The sequence below is a fragment of the Roseateles sp. DB2 genome (assembly GCF_051857535.1).
GTDB lineage: Bacteria > Pseudomonadota > Gammaproteobacteria > Burkholderiales > Burkholderiaceae_C > Roseateles_B.
The window spans coordinates 75890-92255 of the sequence record NZ_JBPZGY010000017.1; the positions used below are offsets into that span (position 1 = coordinate 75890).

Below are 16366 nucleotides of genomic sequence, written 5' to 3' on the forward strand. Positions count from 1 at the left end.
GCTTCACTTGGTCAGGATCAGCTTGCCCAACTGCGTGAGGCGCAGCCGGTAGAGCTGGCCGGCATGCTCGATCTCGAGCTCGCGGTCCTGCCCCAGCAGGTCCCGGCTCTGCAGGCGGCGGGGGGCCGAGCCTGGCGTGGCCCGGGGGGCGCAGGCTTGGGGCGGCAGCGGGGGCGTCACCAGGGACGATGGGGTGGGGGATGGCTTGTCCATGCGAGCATGATAAATGCGAATAATTCGCAATTGCAAGCTGTCAAGGTTTGCAGGAAGCCGCATGCGCCAGCCCGCTACTGGGGCCACAATCGGCCTTCGCGTCGGTCTCCAGGGCCGGCTGCCCCAGAACACTTGCACAGGAGTCCGCCATGAAAGGTGATGCCAAGGTCATCGAGTACCTCAACGCCCAGCTGAAGAACGAGCTGACCGCCATCAACCAGTACTTCCTGCATTACCGCATGCTGAAGAACTGGGGCCTGGAGCGCCTGGCCAAGCACGAGTACGAGGAGTCCATTGAGGAGATGAAGCATGCCGACAAGCTGATGGACCGCATCCTGACGCTGGAAGGCCTGCCCAATCTGCAGGACCTGGGCAAGCTCTACATCGGCGAGAACGCCGTGGAGGTGCTGCACTGTGACCTCAAGATAGAGACCGGCTCCCACCCCTTGCTGAAAGAAGCCATCGCCTACTGCGAGAGCGTGCGCGACTATGTTTCGCGCCAGGTGCTGGAGGAGATCCTGGCCGATACCGAAGGCCATATCGACCATTTGGAAACGCAGATCGAGCTTGTCGCCCAGCTGGGCGAGCAGAACTGGCTGCAGTCGCAGATGGGTTGAGGCGACGTGCTCTCCGGGGCAGGGCGGGGCAGGCAGGGAAAGGCCCCAGGCCGCTTGGTGGTTTGTAATTGAGAAACGTTCGCGTTTGCGTTACGATGCTTCCAACGCTTCGCCACTGCCCTGCCGAGCCACCATGATCGTCTGTCTCTGCCACCGAGTCTCTGACCGCGATATCCGCCGTGCCGTGGCTGAAGGCACCCGCAACTTCGAGGTGCTGCAGGACGAAACCCGGGCGGCCTCCGCCTGCGGAGCCTGCCATGACTGCGCCCGTGAGGTCTTCAACGAAGCCGTGTCCACTCACCTTGCGCTGCCGGTGCAGATGATGGAACCGCTGGCCCAGACCCGCCGGGTGATCCAGTTGGCCAGCGTGGCCGCCTGAGCCCCGGGACTTCGTCTCGTGCACGAGGAAGCCGGACCCTGGTCCGGCTTTTTTGTTTCGCGCCCTGCTGGCCGGGGCGCCGGGGGCCGGGCACGCCCCGCCAGGGTTCAGAACGCCCAGGCTGCGGCTGCATAGGCCAGGCGCCGCGTGGGCAACTGGGCGATGACGCTGTCCCCCGGCCCCGACCACTGACGCAGGCCCGCCTGCAGGTTCCAGCGGTCTCCTTGCCAGGCAACGGAGCCGGTGATGATGCGCCCGCCGTCCTGTGGTGACCACAGCGTGTCGGCGGCCCAGGTCCAGGCGCCCTGCGTCCAGCTGAGGCGCGCGAAGACGTTGTGCTGCTGCAGGCTGCTGTTGGCAAATCCCTGGGCCTGCCAGGCCAGGTTGCCGGCCAGGGCCGGGCGCAGCGCTGCTGGCGCCGCGAGGGCTCGCTGCGCCAGTTGCGCGCCGCGCTCACGCCAGCCCGCCCAGTCCGCGCGCGACAGGGCCTGCGAGTCCCACCAGTACTCCAGCAGCAGGCTCAGCTGCGCCTCAGTCGTCCAGGTGCCGCCCAGCAGCAGCTGGCTGCTGCCCTTGCGCAGCTCGCGCTGCCAGGGGAGGGTGGCGCTGGGCAGCGTAGCCTGAGGATCGGCCCGCCAGACCCGGCTGCGCTGGTTGATGCGGGCCGAGGCGTGCAGCTCCAGTGCATCGCTGGCAACGACGGAAAAGGCCGCCCCCAGGCTGGCATGCTGCTCGCGGCCGAGGCGTGCGAAGCCATGCCAGTCCCAGGCGCCTGCGCGCTGGTAGAGCCGCAGGGCCAGCGCTTCCTCGTCGCCGCCCTGGCCGTCCTTGCGGGCCGGGTTGACCCACACAAGGCTCCAGGCCGTCTCGGCGCTGAAGTGCTCCAACTGCAGCAGCGGGCGACCCCGGTTGTAACTGCCCACCAGGGTGCGGCGTTCCTCCTGCGCCACCATGTCGTTGGGACGGAAGGCATAGCCCACGTCCCAGCTGACGAGCTTGCGGCCCAGGCTGTACTGCAGGCCCGCCGCGCCGCCCCAGTCGCCCGAGGCATAGAGCTCGTTGACCGCGGCGTGGCTGCTGGCCGCTGCATGGTCCCGCTGCAGGTGCTGGGCATACAGCGAGGCATTGACGGGTCCGCTGCGGGCCTTCCATTCAGCCTCCAGCAGCAGGCTCTGCCGGGCGGCGCCATCGAGGCCGGGCTGCAGGGCATCGGCCTGGGCCAGCGGGCCCTGCGTGCTGCGCTGCTGGGATTGGACCTGGCTGCGCAGTTGCAGGCTGCTCTCGTCCAGCGCCTGGGCCTGGGTACCGGACGCGGCCAGGGCCAGCGTCCAAAGAAGGCGGCGAAGCTGCATGCGCATCACTCCAGGCTGGGGCTGCGCGCCAGGAACATGGGGTTGAACCAGGCTTGCGGTGCTTCCCGGTTCTTGCGGGCGAGGTAGCGCACCTGGGTCAGCTTGCGCTGCGAGAGCGCGTCCTGCAGCAGCATCTCGCTGATGAGCTGGCCGTTCTTCTCGTAGCGGAACTCGGCGGTCTTGGCGAGTTTGTCGGACTGCACGTAGAGCTCGGCCCGCAGCGGCTCGTGCCGGGTCTTGCCCACCCACAGCAGGATGCGCTGGTAGCTCACGCCCTTGCGCAGGGCCTGCAGTGCCAGCTTGAGGCAAGGCTGGTCGCCGCAGCGCTCCTCGCCCTGCAGCTCGCCGCTGTAGTCCTCGCTCCAGGACAGCGTGGCCACGTCGCCCGTGGAGGCATCGCCCAGCAGCTTCTGCAACGGCGTGATGCGCAGGGGGCGCTGGCTGGAGGGCATCAGCAGCCAGAAATCGTCCCCCAGCATCAGCACCTTCTGGCCCTTCTCGGCCGGGCTCTGCATGAGCACCAGGGAGCGGTGATCGGTCTGGGTCAGCACGGTGTAGCGGCGTTCCTTGTCCAGGGTGCCGTCGGCGTTCAGGACGCGGACCTCGGTGTCGACCTGCTGCTGCTTGGCGCCGCCGCTGCGGAAGGCATCAGCAGTCTTCAGAACGCTGGCGGCGTCCAGTGCTTGGGCCAGGGGCGTGATGAGCAGGGTGCCCAGCACGACGGCGATCAGGGCCGGTGTCTTCATGGCGGATTCCTTTGCTGTTGGTTCAGACATGGGCCAGGGCCTGGACCACGGGCTGGTGCACCGTCCGGCGTGCGACGAGGGCCGCGCTGAGGCCGGTCAGCAGCAGCATGGCCAGCAGGGTCCAGGCATAGAGAGAGCCATCGATGGCGATGTTCAGCGGATAGCCCTTGGTGGAGCCGGGCGGGGGCGGCATGTTCACCGGCACGACCAGCAACAGGACGCTGATCCCCAGGGCCAGCAGGGCGCCGAGCAGCGCACCTCCACCGCCCAGCACCAGGCCCTCCAGGGACAGTGTGGTCAGCAGTTGGCGCGGTGTGGTGCCCAGCGCACGCAGCGTGCCGATCTCGCGGGTGCGCTCGATGATGGCCATGGCCATGGCATTGGCCACGACGAAGAGCACGATCAGCGCAATGATCAGCCCCAGGGCGCCGAAGATGCGGTTGTAGAGGTCGCGCACGGCCTTGTAGAAGGTGGCCAGGTCCAGCCAGGTCTTGATCTGCAGCGATGAGTGTGCCGACTGCAGGCGCTGCTGCAGCGGCCCGGTGCTGGCCATGTCCTTGAGGAAGACACCCAGCGTGGAGACGCGCTCGGTGGCCAGCAGAGCCTGGGCGCTGGGCAGGTCCACGTAGACCAGGCGCTTGTCCAGCTCGGCGATGCCGGTGGACACCACGCCGCGCACGGTGACGTCCACCGCATTGAGCGCGCCTGCCGTGGTGCTGGCCAGGAGGGTCAGGTTGCTGCCGGGCTCGGCCTTGAGACTCTTGGCCAGTCCTTCACCCAGCATCACCACCAGGCGTTCGCGGCTCATGATGACCTCGCCGGACTTCAGCTGCAGGAAGGGGCCCTTGACGGCGAACTCCGCGTCGGCGTCGATGCCGTTGGCCACCATCACCGTGGACTTCTCGCCGTTGGAGATCAGCCCCGTGAACTCCACGCGCGGCAGCACCTGGCGGACCTCGGGCTCCAGCAGCACGGTCTTGCGCAGCGCCTGCCAGTCGTCCAGGCCATGCTGCAGCGGCGTGTCCTCGTCCTGGCTGAACTGGGCCGGCGTGCCCAGGACCAGATGGCCGGTGCTGCGCGCGGCGGACTGTGCCAGGCTCTCATAGGTGAAGAGGGCAAAGCCCCCGGCCAGCAGCAGCCCGGCCGTGCCCAGGGCGGCGATGGCCAGGGTCACGGCGGAGCGCCGCTTGTTGCGCAGGGCGTTGAGCCAGGCGAAGTGCATCCATTTCATCAGCGCGCTCATGCGGCAAGCTCCTCGGAAGTCAGGGCCTCGACCGGGGCCGAGGGGACGATGCGGCCGTCCAGCAGGCTGATCACGCGGTCGCAGCGCCGCGTCAGCCTTTCGTCGTGTGTGGCGATGAGAAAGGCCGCGCCAGCCTCATGCGCCAGGCTGCGCATCAGGCCCAGCACCTGCTCGGCAGTGTGCGAGTCCAGGCTGGCCGTGGGCTCATCGGCGATCACCAGGCTGGGGCGCTTGACCAGGGCCCGCGCCATGGCCACGCGCTGGCGCTGTCCACCGGACAGCGCATCCGGCCGGTGCGCGGCGTGCTCGCTCAGCCCCACCTGCACGAGCGCTTCGGCGACGCGGTGTTGTCGCTCTGCCACCGGGACGCCGGCCAGGAACAGGGGATAGTCGACGTTCTCGGCCACCGTCATCACCGGCACCAGGTTGAAGCTCTGGAACACAAAGCCGATGGCATCGCGGCGCAGCAGCGTGGAGGCCAGCTCCTGGCGGGCATCGACCGCCTTGCCATGCAGCAAGACCTGACCCTCATCCGGACTGTCGATCAGGCCGCAGAGGTTGAGGATGGTGCTCTTGCCGCTGCCCGAGGGCCCGGTCAAGGCCAGCAGTTCGCCGGCTCGCACCTCCAGGTCCACGCCCTGCAGGGCCGGCACCACGTGCTCGCCGAGCCGGTAGGTCTTGCGAACGCCACGAAGGGCCATGACGGAGGTGGGCATCATTGCCCGCCCTTCAGTGCAGCCTGCGCCTCAGCGGCCTGGGGCAGTTGGCGGCTGACGACCTGCTGAAACAGGGTGCGGGCCCGCTCGCCCTGCTTGGCTTGTTCGGCCTCGCGAGCCGCACGCATCAGCACCGCGCCCTGGAAGCCCGCGGGAGCCTTTGCGAAGAGCGGGCTGGCCTGGATCTCTTCCAGCAACTGCCTGCCCCGCGGGCCCCGGTTGAACATGTCGGGCAGGCCCAGGAAGGTGTTGGCCGCAACAAAGCGTGTCTGCAAGCTCACCGCAGTGCCCTGGTACAGCGCTTCATCATGCGACGGTGCCAGCAGGCCCAGGGCCTTGTCGATCTGGGCGAGGCCGTCCTCTGCATGGCTCATCTTCTTCCATGGCGCCCAGGCGTCGCGGGCCTTGAGCGTCGTGGCGGCGCCCAGATAGCTCATCAACAGGGGATGGCCGGGTTCAGCCTTGAGCATCGCCTGGAACTGCTCGATGGCTGGATCAGTCGCCTCGGACTTCCCCTTGGTGGCAGCGACAAACTGCCCGACGGCGGCCTGCATGGCCGGTTCCGGCAGCGCGTGGGCCGAGTTCAGGCAAAAGCCGGCAAGGCAGAGGCTCAGTGCGGTACGGATCAGGGTGGGTTTCATGGCGTCCTCATGTCAGTGTTTGAACATGGGACGCAGCGTAGGCAGACGTCAGCCCTGGCGCGATGGTGCCGCGACGGATGTGCATGGCACGCCGCGAAATGCAGGCCAGGCGGCGCGAGATGCACAAGAAAAAAGCCGGCACAGGGGCCGGCTGAAGGCGGCGCGAGCCGCCGGGACATTTCGCAGGGTTCAGGGATGAGGCTTACTTCTTGGCAGCCTCGGTCTTGTTGTCGGTCTTGGCTTCAGCCTTGGCAGCGGTTGCCGGCGCGGCGGTCGGAGCCGGCGTGGCGGCGGGCTTGGCTTCCGCGGCAGGGGCGGCTTCCTTGGCGCCGTCCTTGTGGCTCATCTTGTGCCCATCCTTGTGGCTTGCCTTGTGCCCTTCCTTTTGTCCGTCCTTGTGCCCGTCCTTGTGCATGGGCTTCGCTTCGGGGGCCTTCTCGGCTGCCGCCGTGGCGGGCGTCGCGGCGCTGGCGGTGGCGACGGGCTTGGTCATCGGAGCTGCCGTGGCCGGCGCGGCGGCGGGGCTGGTGGCGGCAGGCTTCGTGGCCGGAGCTGCCGGTGCCGCGCTGGTGGCGGGAGCCTGGGCGAAAGCGGCACCGCTCAGGGCCAGCAGGGAAGCGATCAGGGTGGTCTTGGTGTTCATGGTCAGGTCCTTGTCGTGAGTGAGAGAGCGTGGGTGTCAGGGGCTGTGTGTCAGATTCAGGCCTGGGGCTTGGTCGGAGCAGGCTGGGTCGGCGTGGCCGCCGTCGGTGCGGGGCTGGCCGTGGGGCTTGCCTGCGTGCTCGTGGGCTTGGTGGGCAGGGCCTGCGCGGCGGGAGCCGGCGTCGGCGTCACGGCAGTTGCGGCAGTCGCGGCGGGGGTGCTCGCCGTCGCGGTGCCGACCTTGCCAGAGGCCGTGGGGGCCTTGCTTTCTGGCTGCGCCATTTTGGTGTTATTGCTGCTGTTGGCAGCCGTTGCTGCGCTCGTCCCTGGTGCTTGCTGGGCCGTCGCGACGGCGGCGATCAGGGCCAGCATCGAGGGGATCAGTGCAGTCTTCAGTGCTTTCATCTGGGGGCTCCAGGGTTGGTGAACTTGTGCCTCCACAACGAGGCCTGGACGGAGGCAGTTGACCTGCCTCGGTGCAATTTCAAAGCGTTACAACTCTGTTGCGAGTTCGCTGCAGGGCGATCTGAGACGGTGCAACAAGGGTCAGGTCTTGCCTTTTCCCGGCCTCGGCCATGGATGCCAGAATCGTCTCCAGCACAGGAGACCGGCATGACGCATTCCTTCGATTGGCACAACCCCTACGCCAGCACCCGCAGCCCCGTGTTTGCGCGCAATGTGGTGTCGACTTCCCATCCGCTGGCTGCACAGGCCGGCCTGCGCATGCTGGCGGCCGGAGGCAATGCGGTGGATGCCGCCGTGGCCTGCGCCGCGGTGATGACCCTGGTGGAGCCCTGCAGCAACGGCCTGGGCTCGGATGCCTTCTGCATCCTCTGGGACGGCCAGCGCCTTCACGGACTCAACGCCTCGGGGCCTGCACCTCAGGCCTGGACGCCCGAACACATCAGGCGCAAGTACGGCCGCACCGATGACAGCATGCCCAAGCGCGGCTGGGGCGGCGTGACCGTGCCCGGTGCGGTGGGCGCCTGGATGGCGCTGAGCGAGCGCTTCGGCCGCCTGCCTTTCGAGGACCTGATGGCGCCGGCCATCGACATCGCCGAGCGCGGCTATGCCGTGCCCGTGATCGTGCAGGGCAAGTGGGCCTTGGCCGCGGCCCTGGAGGAACTGACGACGCAGCCCGGCTTTGCCGACGCCTTCCTGCCGCGTGGCCGAGCGCCGACGGTGGGCGAGCTGTTTCGCTTTCCCGACGCCGCCCGCAGCCTGCGCCTGATCGCCCAGACGAAGGGCGAGGCCTTCTACCGCGGAGAGATCGCCGCCGCACTCGCCGCCTTCGCGCGCCGGACCGGGGGCGATCTGAGCGAGGCGGATCTCGCCGCCTACCGGCCGCAGTGGGTCGACCCGATCCAGCAGCGGCATGCCGGCCACGAACTGCACGAGATCCCGCCCAACGGCCAGGGCATCGCGGCCCTGATCGCGCTGGGCATCCTGCGCCACACCGGCTATCGCGACCATGGCCCCGACGACGCCGCCGGCCTGCATCTGCAGATCGAGGCCATGAAGCTGGCCTTCGCCGACGTCTACCGCTACGTGGCCGAGCCCGCGGCCATGGACCGCAGCGTCGAGGCCCTGCTGGATGATCGCTACCTCGCCGGCCGCGCGGCGCAGATCGACCCGAAGCAGGCCCAGGACTTCAAGCCGGGCAATCCGGTCAAGGGCGGCACCATCTACCTGACCGCGGCCGACGAGCGCGGCCTGATGGTCAGCTTCATCCAGAGCAACTACATGGGCTTCGGCTCGGGGCTGGTGCTGCCGGGCTATGGCGTCTCGCTGCAGAACCGCGGGCATTGCTTCACCCTGGCGGGCGGCCATCCCAATCAGGTGGCGCCAGGCAAGCGCCCTTTTCACACCATCATTCCTGCCTTCCTGACCCGCGAGGGGCAGGCGCAGATGAGCTTCGGCGTCATGGGCGGGAACATGCAGCCCCAGGGCCATCTGCAGACCCTGGTCCGCATGCTGGACCACGGCCAGCAGCCGCAGACCGCCTGCGACGCACCGCGCTGGCGCTTCAATGCCGGCCGCTCCATCAACGTGGAGGCGCACATGCCGGCCGCCACCATCGCCGCGCTGGCCGGGCGCGGCCATGAGATCGGCGACATCCACGACAGCTACCAGGACTTCGGGGCCGGCCAGTTCATCTGGCGTCTGGGCGATCCTGCTGTGGAGGGCTATGCGGCCGCCAGTGACCCGCGGCGTGACGGCGCGGCGGTTGGCTTCTGAAGCGCTCGGCACCTGCGGCCTGTCTGCAGGCCCCTGACCATCGGCACTGCAGGAACAGGGGACATTGTGCGAAGCTTGGCGCCGCCACGCTTGTGGCGGGCCGAAGGCCGCTGCTAGCATCCAGGGACTCTTCACACCTCCAGCAGGACGCCCCATGACCAAGCTGCTCGATCGCACCAGACGCTGCACCCGCCGTGCCGTCCTGGCGCGTCCGTGCGCGCCGGGGCGAGGTTGCGCGCCGGTCTGACTCGGCCTTTCGCGCACCCGCTTTCCTTTCCTGCAAGCCCGCCTGTCCGTGGGCAGACGCCGCCTCCTCAAGAGCCGGCATTCGGAGATTTTCATGCAAGCCCAAGCCACTGGCTGGCTGGACCGGATCAAGCAAGCCCTGACCCTCCCCGAGGGTGACCTGCTGCGCGACCGGGTGTACCGCCGGCTCTGGACCTCGATTCTCATCAGCTCGCTCGGCGGGCAGATCACCCTGCTGGCCTTGCCGCTGACGGCGGCCGTGATGCTCGATGCCACGCCCACGCAGATGGGGCTGCTGACCTCCATGGAGATCGTGCCCTTCGTGCTCTTCTCGTTGCCGGGCGGCGTTTGGCTGGACCGGGTGCGCAAGCTGCCGGTCTACATCGTCGGCGAGGCCGTGCTGGGCCTGGCTGTGGGCACCGTGCCCGTGGCCGCCTGGATGGGCTGGCTCACCATGGGCTGGCTGTACGTGGTCGGCTTCATCCTCGGGACGATCTACACCATCGCCGGCAGCGCGGCGCAGATTGTGCTGACCCAGGTCGTCACCCGCGACCGACTCGTGGAGGCCCATGCCAAGAACGCACTGGCCTCGTCCGGCGCCGAGGTGGTGGGGCCGGGCATCGCGGGGGCGCTGATCAAGCTGCTGGGCGCGCCCATGGCGCTGGCGGCGGATGCCTGCCTGCTGATGGTCTCGACCCTGATCCTGCGCGGCATCCGTGTGCGCGAGGAGTTGCACCATGTCTCGGGAGCTGATTTCTGGCGCGACCTCAAGGCCGGCGTGCGCTTCGTGAGCCACCAGCAGCTGTTGGTGGCCCTGGCCTGCGCGGTGGGCGGCTGGCAGTTCTTCTACAACGCGGCCCTGGTGGTGCAGATCCTCTTTGCCACCCGCACCCTGGCCCTGTCCGGCGAGACGGTGGGCCTGTGCTACGTGGCCCTGGGCGCGGGTACGGTGATCACCAGCGTGCTGGGCCACCGCATCAGCAAGCGCCTGGGCCCCGGCCCCAGCCTCATCGGTGGCTTCGCGGTCTGCGGCCTGGGCTGGCTGACCCTGGGCCTGGCACCGGTCGGGCCGCTGGGCGTGGCGGCCTTCGCGGCCATGCTCTTCGCCTTTGGCGTCGGTGCTGTGCTCATCTTCATCAATTTCCTCTCGCTGCGTCAGGCGGTCACGCCCGCACCGCTGCTGGGCCGCATGACCAGCACCATGCGCTGGCTGATCCTCATCCCCGCCGGCCCGGGCGCCATGCTGGGCGGCTGGCTGGGCGAGCATGTGGACCTGCGTGCATCGCTGCTGTTCGCCGGCGCGGGTGCCTTGCTGCTGAGCGCCGTGGTCTGGCGCCTGGGCACCATCCGCGGCGTTGCCGTGCTGCCGGTGCTGCAGGATCTGGGCACCGAGTCCACCCTCGGCGCCGAGGCCCAGCCGGGCCTGCTGCCTGAGGTCGGTGCGCAAGGTGTCTCGGCCAAATGAGCGCTCCCGCTGTTCCGCCAGTGCCGCCCCGCGTCTTGCTCAAGGTGCCCGAGGAGCTCAGCAGCGAGCGCCTGGTCCTGCTGTCCGCCCGTGCGGGCTTTGGTCAGGCGGTGTGTGCCGCGGTGTCGGAGTCCTTCGAGCAGCTCAGACCCTGGATGCCCTGGTGCCAGGAGATGCCCACCGTCGAGGGCACGGAAGCGGTGATGCGGCAGATGCAGGCCCGTTTCATCCTGCGCGAGGACCTCTGCTACTACTTCTTCCGCCGCGGCGAGGACGGCCGCCATGGACGGCTGCTCGGCGGTTGTGGCCTGCACCGCATGGACTGGGACCTGCGCCGCTTCGAGATCGGCTACTGGGTGCGCAGCTCGGCCCAGGGGCAGGGCTATGTCAGCGAGATGGTGCAGCTGCTGAGCCGCCTGGCCTTCGAGCAGCTGCGGGCGCGGCGCCTGGAGATCCGCTGCGACGCCCGCAATGCCCGCAGCCGGGCCGTGGCCGAGCGCAACGGCTTCGCGCTGGAGGCGGTGCTGCGACACGCCATGCTGGGTGTGGACGGCGAGCCGGCCGACCAGTGCCTCTACACGCGCTGGCCCTGAGCTTCAGCGGGCCGGGTCCAGCCGGTCCACCGCGTCGGTGATCAGTCCGTCCAGTCCTTCGCTGCGCAGGCGCGCGGCCGTGGCTTCGTCGTTGACCGTGTAGACCAGGGCCCGCATGCCGGCGGCATGGATGGCCTCGATGCGGGCCCGGTCCATCAACCGGTAGTTGGTGATGGCGGCGCAGCAGCCCAGGGCCTTGGCCTCTTCCAGCCAGCTGTCGCGGTGCTTGTCCAGCAGCAGGGCGCGGCGCTCGTCAGGCGCGCTGGTTCGCACGCCCTCGAGGGCCTCGGGCTGGAAGGAACTGAAGACAGGCCGCAGGCGCTGGCCGGCCCACAGCCGCGTCACTTCGCGGCCCAGCACCTCGCCGGTCTCGCGGGCCTGGCCGGGATTGGGCTTGAGCTCGATGTTGAGGGCGAGCTGGTTGGCGATCAGGAAGGCCGCGATGCCCTCCAGCGAGGCGATGGGCTCGCCCGCATGGTGCAGGCTGTGCCAGCCGCCGGCGTCCAGCCTGGAGAGCTGGCTCCAATCGAGCGCCCTGGCGGGCCCGCGGCCGTTGCTGGTGCGGTCCAAGTCATCGTCATGCAGCAAGAAGGGCACGCCGTCCCGCGAAAGCTTGAGGTCGCACTCGAAGGCCCGGTAGCCGAAGCCGGCGCCGGCCCGGAAGGCGGCCAGGGTGTTTTCCGGAGCCAGGCGACCGGCACCGCGGTGGGCAATCCAGAAGGGCAGGGGCCAGGGGGTCGAGGCAGGAGTCATGATGGCGTGGGCTTGATGGGCTAGCCCATTCTGCAGGCGCATCGCTGCGGCTGAACAGCCCCGTGTCTCCTGGGGCGATGCCTCCAGAGGCCGCTGCGCGCATGGTGCACTGCGGTAGGATTCAGGCCCGATGCCAAGTCAGGACGCGCGGCTCCCATGCGGAGCGGCCGCCCCTGCACCGGCGCCGGGCTGCCGGGCGTGATCCGCCCGGGGCCTCGGCGGGGTGGGTCGGGAAGGGGCGCAGGCCCCGGCAGGCGTCGGCAACGGCACCTGGCCAGGCCTGACTCCCAAGTTCCAGCCACGCCCGGGGCGGCCCGCAGCCGCCGCGGACAACCCAGGGCCCCCGGGGGCCCGGACGCCATGAATGCACCGCATCCGCTGATGCCCCAGATCCTGGACCCTGTGACCACGCACGAGGCCGCGCACGAGGCGCCCCGTCTGCGTGAGATTCCCTACAACTACACCTCCTTCTCCGACCGCGAGATCGTGATCCGCATCCTGGGCGCCCGCGCCTGGGAGCTGTTGAACTCGCTGCGCGAGGAGCGCCAGACGGGCCGCTCCGCCCGCATGCTCTACGAAGTGCTGGGTGACGTCTGGGTGGTGCAGCGCAATCCCTACCTGCAGGACGACCTGCTGGACAACCCCAGGCGCCGCGGCCAGCTGATCGAGGCCCTGCACCACCGCCTGCATGAGGTCGAACGCCGACGCAAGCCCGAGGCCGACCCCCAGCGCGATGCCTCCGTGGGCGAGCTGCTGCAACTGGCTGGCCAGGCCGTGCGCCAGTTCTCGGACCAGTTCGAGGAGGTGGCCGAGTTGCGCCGCCGCGCGACCAAGACCCTGGGCCGCCACACCGCGAAGGACAACATCAAGTTCGACGGCCTCTCCCGCGTGGCCCATGTGACGGACGCGACCGACTGGCGCGTCGAGTACCCCTTTGTCGTGCTGACGCCGGACACCGAGGCCGAGATGGCCCGCCTGGTCAAGGCCTGCATCGAGCTGGGCCTGACCATCATTCCGCGCGGAGGCGGCACCGGCTACACCGGCGGCGCCGTGCCCCTGGTCTGGAAGAGCGCGGTCATCAACACCGAGAAGCTGGAGGCCTTGCGCGGCGTCGAGATGGTCCAGCTGCCGGGCCTGGACCGGCCGGTGGCCACCATCTTCAGCGAGGCCGGCGTGGTCACCCAGCGCGTGTCCGACCTCGCCGAGCAGCACGGCTTCGTCTTTGCCGTGGACCCCACCAGCGCCGAGGCCTCCTGCGTGGGCGGCAATATCGCGATGAATGCCGGCGGCAAGAAGGCCGTGCTGTGGGGCACCGCGCTGGACAACCTCGCCAGCTGGAAGATGGTGACGCCCGAGGCCAAGTGGCTGGAGGTGATCCGCCTCAAGCACAACCTGGGCAAGATCCATGACGTCGAGACCGCCAGTTTCGAGCTGCGCTACTACGACGCCTCGGGCAAGAAGCTGGAGCGTACCGAGCGCCTGGACATCCCCGGCCGTACCTTCCGCAAGGAGGGCCTGGGCAAGGACGTCACCGACAAGTTCCTGGCCGGCCTGCCTGGCGTCCAGAAGGAAGGCTGCGACGGCCTGATCACCAGCTGCCGCTGGGTGGTGCACCGCATGCCCAAGCATGTGCGCACGGTCTGCCTGGAGTTCTTCGGCAACCCCAAGGACTGTGTGCCCTCCATCGTGGACATCAAGGACTTCATGTTCACTGAGGCCCGGAACGAAGGCGGCGCCATCCTCGCGGGCCTTGAACACCTGGATGACCGCTATCTCAAGGCCGTGGGCTACTCGACCAAGAGCAAGCGCGGCGGCCTGCCCAAGATGGTGCTGATCGGCGACATCGTTGGCGACGACGAGGACCGCGTGGCCCGCGCCACCAGCGAGGTCGTGCGCCTGGCCAACGGCCGTTCGGGCGAGGGCTTCGTGGCCGTGTCGGCCGATGCGCGCAAGAAGTTCTGGCTGGACCGCAAGCGCACCGCCGCCATCTCCAAGCACACCAATGCCTTCAAGGTGAACGAGGACGTGGTGATCCCGCTGCCCCGCATGGGCGAGTACACCCTGGGCATCGAGCGCATCAACATCGAGCTCTCGCTGCGCAACAAGCTGGCCCTGGTCGAGCGGCTGAAGGCCTTCTTCCGCCAGGAGCGTCTGCCCCTGGGCAAGACCGATGACGCCAGCGAGATCCCCAGCGCCGAGCTGCTGGAGGACCGCGTGCAGCAGGCCCTGGCCCTGCTGGACGAGGTCGGCGCGCTGTGGCAGGGCTGGAAGGACGGCCTGGACATCGTCCAGCCGGACACCGGCCGCAGCTTCTTCGACCAGCTCCAGGACAAGAGCCTGCGCGCCTCCTGGAAGGCACAGATCTTCAAGCCCCTCCAGTCCGTCTTTGCCGGTGCGGCCTTTGCCGACATCCTGGCCGAGTGCAAGCGCATCCACCAGGAAGTGCTCAAGGGCCGCGTCTGGGTGGCCCTGCACATGCACGCCGGCGACGGCAATGTGCACACCAACATCCCGGTGAACTCCGACAACTACGAGATGCTGCAGACCGCGCACGAGGCGGTGGGCCGCATCATGAAGCTGGCGCGCTCGCTGGATGGCGTGATCTCTGGCGAGCACGGCATTGGCATCACCAAGCTGGAGTTCCTCACCGACGAGGAGCTGGCCGACTTCGCCCAGTACAAGGCCGATGTCGACCCCGAGGGTCGCTTCAACAAGGGCAAGCTGCTGAGGCCCAATGCCAGCACGCATGGCACCTTCGCGGACCTGACCAACGCCTACACGCCCAGCTTCGGGCTGATGGGGCATGAGTCGCTGATCATGCAGCAGAGCGACATCGGCGCCATCAGCGAGAGCGTCAAGGACTGCCTGCGCTGCGGCAAGTGCAAGCCCGTGTGCGCCACGCATGTGCCGCGCGCCAATCTGCTCTACAGCCCGCGCAACAAGATCCTGGCCACTTCGCTGCTGGTCGAGGCCTTCCTGTACGAGGAGCAGACCCGCCGCGGTGTCTCCATCAAGCACTGGGAGGAGTTCGAGGACGTGGCCGACCACTGCACGGTCTGCCACAAGTGCGCCACGCCCTGCCCGGTGAAGATCGACTTCGGCGACGTCACCATGAACATGCGCAACCTGCTGCGCAAGATGGGCCAGAAGAGCTTCCGCCCCGGCAATGCTGCGGCCATGTTCATGCTCAACGCCACCAACCCCGAGACCATCAAGATGGCCCGCACGGCCATGGTGGGCGTGGGCTTCAAGGCGCAGCGCTTCGCGCACGACCTGCTCAAGGGCCTGGCCCGCAAGCAGACCGAGGCGCCGCGCGCGACCGTGGGCGCAGCGCCGATGAAGGAGCAGGTGATCCACTTCATCAACAAGAAGCTGCCCGGCGGCCTGCCCAAGAAGACCGCCCGGGCCCTGCTGGACATCGAGGACAAGGCCTACGTGCCCATCATCCGGGACCCGGCCAAGACCACGGTCGACTCGGAGGCGGTCTTCTACTTCCCCGGCTGCGGATCCGAGCGCCTCTTCAGCCAGGTGGGCCTGGCCACGCAGGCCATGCTGTGGCATGCGGGGGTGCAGACCGTGCTGCCGCCGGGCTATCTGTGCTGCGGCTACCCGCAGCGCGGCTCCGGCCAGTTCGACAAGGCCGACAAGATGATCACCGACAACCGGGTGCTGTTCCATCGCGTCGCCAACACGCTGAACTACCTGGACATCAAGACCGTGGTCGTGTCCTGCGGCACCTGCTTCGACCAGCTGCAGGGCTACAAGTTCGAGGACATCTTCCCAGGCTGCCGCATCGTGGACATCCACGAGTATTTGCTGGAGCGCGGCATCACCCTCGATTCCAAGAAGGCCTACCTCTACCACGACCCCTGCCACTCGCCCATGAAGCAGCAGGACCCGATGAAGACGGTGCAGGCCCTGGTGGGCCCCGAGGTGGTCAAGAGCGAGCGCTGCTGCGGCGAGTCCGGTACCCTGGGCGTGACCCGGCCGGACATCTCCACCCAGATCCGCTTCCGCAAGGAGGAGGAGCTGCGCAAGGTCGAGACGCAGCTGCGCGATGCCGGCAAGGTCGGCACCCAGGAGGACCTCAAGATCCTCACCAGCTGCCCCAGCTGCCTGCAGGGCCTGAGCCGCTACGGCAATGATCTGCAGAACGGCCTGCTGGAGGCCGACTACATCGTCGTCGAGATGGCCCGCCAGATCCTGGGCGAGCAGTGGATGCCGGACTACGTCGCGCAGGCGAACGCCGGTGGCATCGAAAGAGTGCTGGTCTGACCCCCCCCTACTGGCTTCGCCAGCCCCCCCAGGGGGGCGAGGGCGGCTGACCGGCAAAGCCGGATCAGCGCCCTCCGTGCGGGACGAAAAGGCCCGGCTGCTGCGCAGCGGGCCTTTTCTTTTTGGCTCTTTGCGCATTGCTTCGTGATGGCTCATCTGGTGAGCCACGCGAAGGAGATATTGGCTCGTAAGCCCCTGCGGTGGGGCGCAAGGAGCCAGAGATGCGCAGCCGGGAACTCAAGAAGAT

General features: G+C 68.5%; 15 protein-coding genes. 6 read left to right on the forward strand and 9 right to left on the reverse strand.

Going from position 1 to position 16366, the window contains the following annotated elements:
* Positions 1 to 3: 3 nt before the first annotated feature.
* Entirely contained in the window at positions 4 to 213 is a 210-nt protein-coding gene (gene hemP, locus ACS5PK_RS19945; protein WP_439442014.1) for a hemin uptake protein HemP, read from the reverse strand.
* 149 nt (positions 214 to 362) lie between these two features.
* On the opposite strand from hemP, the gene bfr reads away from it, so the two are divergent.
* Together bfr and ACS5PK_RS19955 are read left to right on the forward strand one after the other, a co-directional pair.
* Positions 363 to 830 (forward strand): bacterioferritin, encoded by a 468-nt coding sequence (gene bfr, locus ACS5PK_RS19950; protein ID WP_183103034.1) that lies wholly within the window; start codon positions 363 to 365, stop codon positions 828 to 830.
* Between the two features lie 133 nt (positions 831 to 963).
* The gene (locus ACS5PK_RS19955; RefSeq protein ID WP_439442015.1) at positions 964 to 1209 is read left to right on the forward strand and encodes a (2Fe-2S)-binding protein; all 246 of its coding nucleotides are present in this window, start codon (positions 964 to 966) and stop codon (positions 1207 to 1209) included.
* Positions 1210 to 1316: 107 nt separating this feature from the next.
* Here ACS5PK_RS19955 and ACS5PK_RS19960 read toward each other — a convergent pair whose 3' ends face one another.
* The 7 genes from ACS5PK_RS19960 to ACS5PK_RS19990 form a co-directional block, all read right to left on the reverse strand.
* Positions 1317 to 2561, reverse strand: coding sequence for a hypothetical protein (locus ACS5PK_RS19960; RefSeq protein ID WP_439442016.1), 1245 nt, complete (start codon positions 2559 to 2561; stop codon positions 1317 to 1319).
* 5 nt (positions 2562 to 2566) lie between these two features.
* Entirely contained in the window at positions 2567 to 3307 is a 741-nt protein-coding gene (locus ACS5PK_RS19965; protein WP_439442017.1) for an outer membrane lipoprotein-sorting protein, read from the reverse strand.
* A 22-nt stretch (positions 3308 to 3329) separates the two neighbouring features.
* Positions 3330 to 4550 (reverse strand): ABC transporter permease, encoded by a 1221-nt coding sequence (locus ACS5PK_RS19970; protein WP_439442018.1) that lies wholly within the window; start codon positions 4548 to 4550, stop codon positions 3330 to 3332.
* Positions 4547 to 5269: an ABC transporter ATP-binding protein gene (locus ACS5PK_RS19975; RefSeq protein WP_439442019.1), complete on the reverse strand. Its 723-nt coding sequence runs from the start codon at positions 5267 to 5269 to the stop codon at positions 4547 to 4549. The genes ACS5PK_RS19970 and ACS5PK_RS19975 overlap by 4 nt, the downstream gene beginning before the upstream one ends.
* Positions 5266 to 5907, reverse strand: coding sequence for a hypothetical protein (locus ACS5PK_RS19980; RefSeq protein ID WP_439442020.1), 642 nt, complete (start codon positions 5905 to 5907; stop codon positions 5266 to 5268). Before ACS5PK_RS19980 ends, ACS5PK_RS19975 begins: the two co-directional genes overlap by 4 nt.
* 202 nt (positions 5908 to 6109) lie before the next feature.
* Entirely contained in the window at positions 6110 to 6550 is a 441-nt protein-coding gene (locus ACS5PK_RS19985) for a hypothetical protein (RefSeq protein WP_439442021.1), read from the reverse strand.
* 56 nt (positions 6551 to 6606) lie between these two features.
* On the reverse strand, positions 6607 to 6954 hold the full coding sequence (locus tag ACS5PK_RS19990) for a hypothetical protein (protein WP_439442022.1): 348 nt from the start codon (positions 6952 to 6954) through the stop codon (positions 6607 to 6609).
* 207 nt (positions 6955 to 7161) lie between these two features.
* On the opposite strand from ACS5PK_RS19990, the gene ACS5PK_RS19995 reads away from it, so the two are divergent.
* The 3 genes from ACS5PK_RS19995 to ACS5PK_RS20005 all read left to right on the forward strand — a co-directional run bounded on the left by ACS5PK_RS19995 (position 7162) and on the right by ACS5PK_RS20005 (position 11091).
* Positions 7162 to 8787, forward strand: coding sequence for a gamma-glutamyltransferase family protein (locus tag ACS5PK_RS19995; protein ID WP_439442023.1), 1626 nt, complete (start codon positions 7162 to 7164; stop codon positions 8785 to 8787).
* A 340-nt stretch (positions 8788 to 9127) separates the two neighbouring features.
* Positions 9128 to 10498: an MFS transporter gene (locus ACS5PK_RS20000; RefSeq protein ID WP_439442024.1), complete on the forward strand. Its 1371-nt coding sequence runs from the start codon at positions 9128 to 9130 to the stop codon at positions 10496 to 10498.
* A complete protein-coding gene (locus tag ACS5PK_RS20005; RefSeq protein ID WP_439442025.1) occupies positions 10495 to 11091 on the forward strand; it encodes a GNAT family N-acetyltransferase in 597 nt (198 codons plus the stop codon). The genes ACS5PK_RS20000 and ACS5PK_RS20005 overlap by 4 nt, the downstream gene beginning before the upstream one ends.
* Positions 11092 to 11094: 3 nt before the next feature.
* Here the strand turns inward: ACS5PK_RS20005 and ugpQ are convergent, their stop codons facing one another.
* Positions 11095 to 11844, reverse strand: a complete 750-nt coding sequence (gene ugpQ, locus ACS5PK_RS20010) for a glycerophosphodiester phosphodiesterase (RefSeq protein WP_439442026.1) — start codon at positions 11842 to 11844, stop codon at positions 11095 to 11097.
* A gap of 360 nt (positions 11845 to 12204) precedes the next feature.
* Here ugpQ and ACS5PK_RS20015 point away from each other — a divergent pair, with 360 nt between their 5' ends.
* The gene (locus ACS5PK_RS20015) at positions 12205 to 16119 is read left to right on the forward strand and encodes a DUF3683 domain-containing protein (protein ID WP_439442027.1); all 3915 of its coding nucleotides are present in this window, start codon (positions 12205 to 12207) and stop codon (positions 16117 to 16119) included.
* Positions 16120 to 16366: the final 247 nt, after the last annotated feature.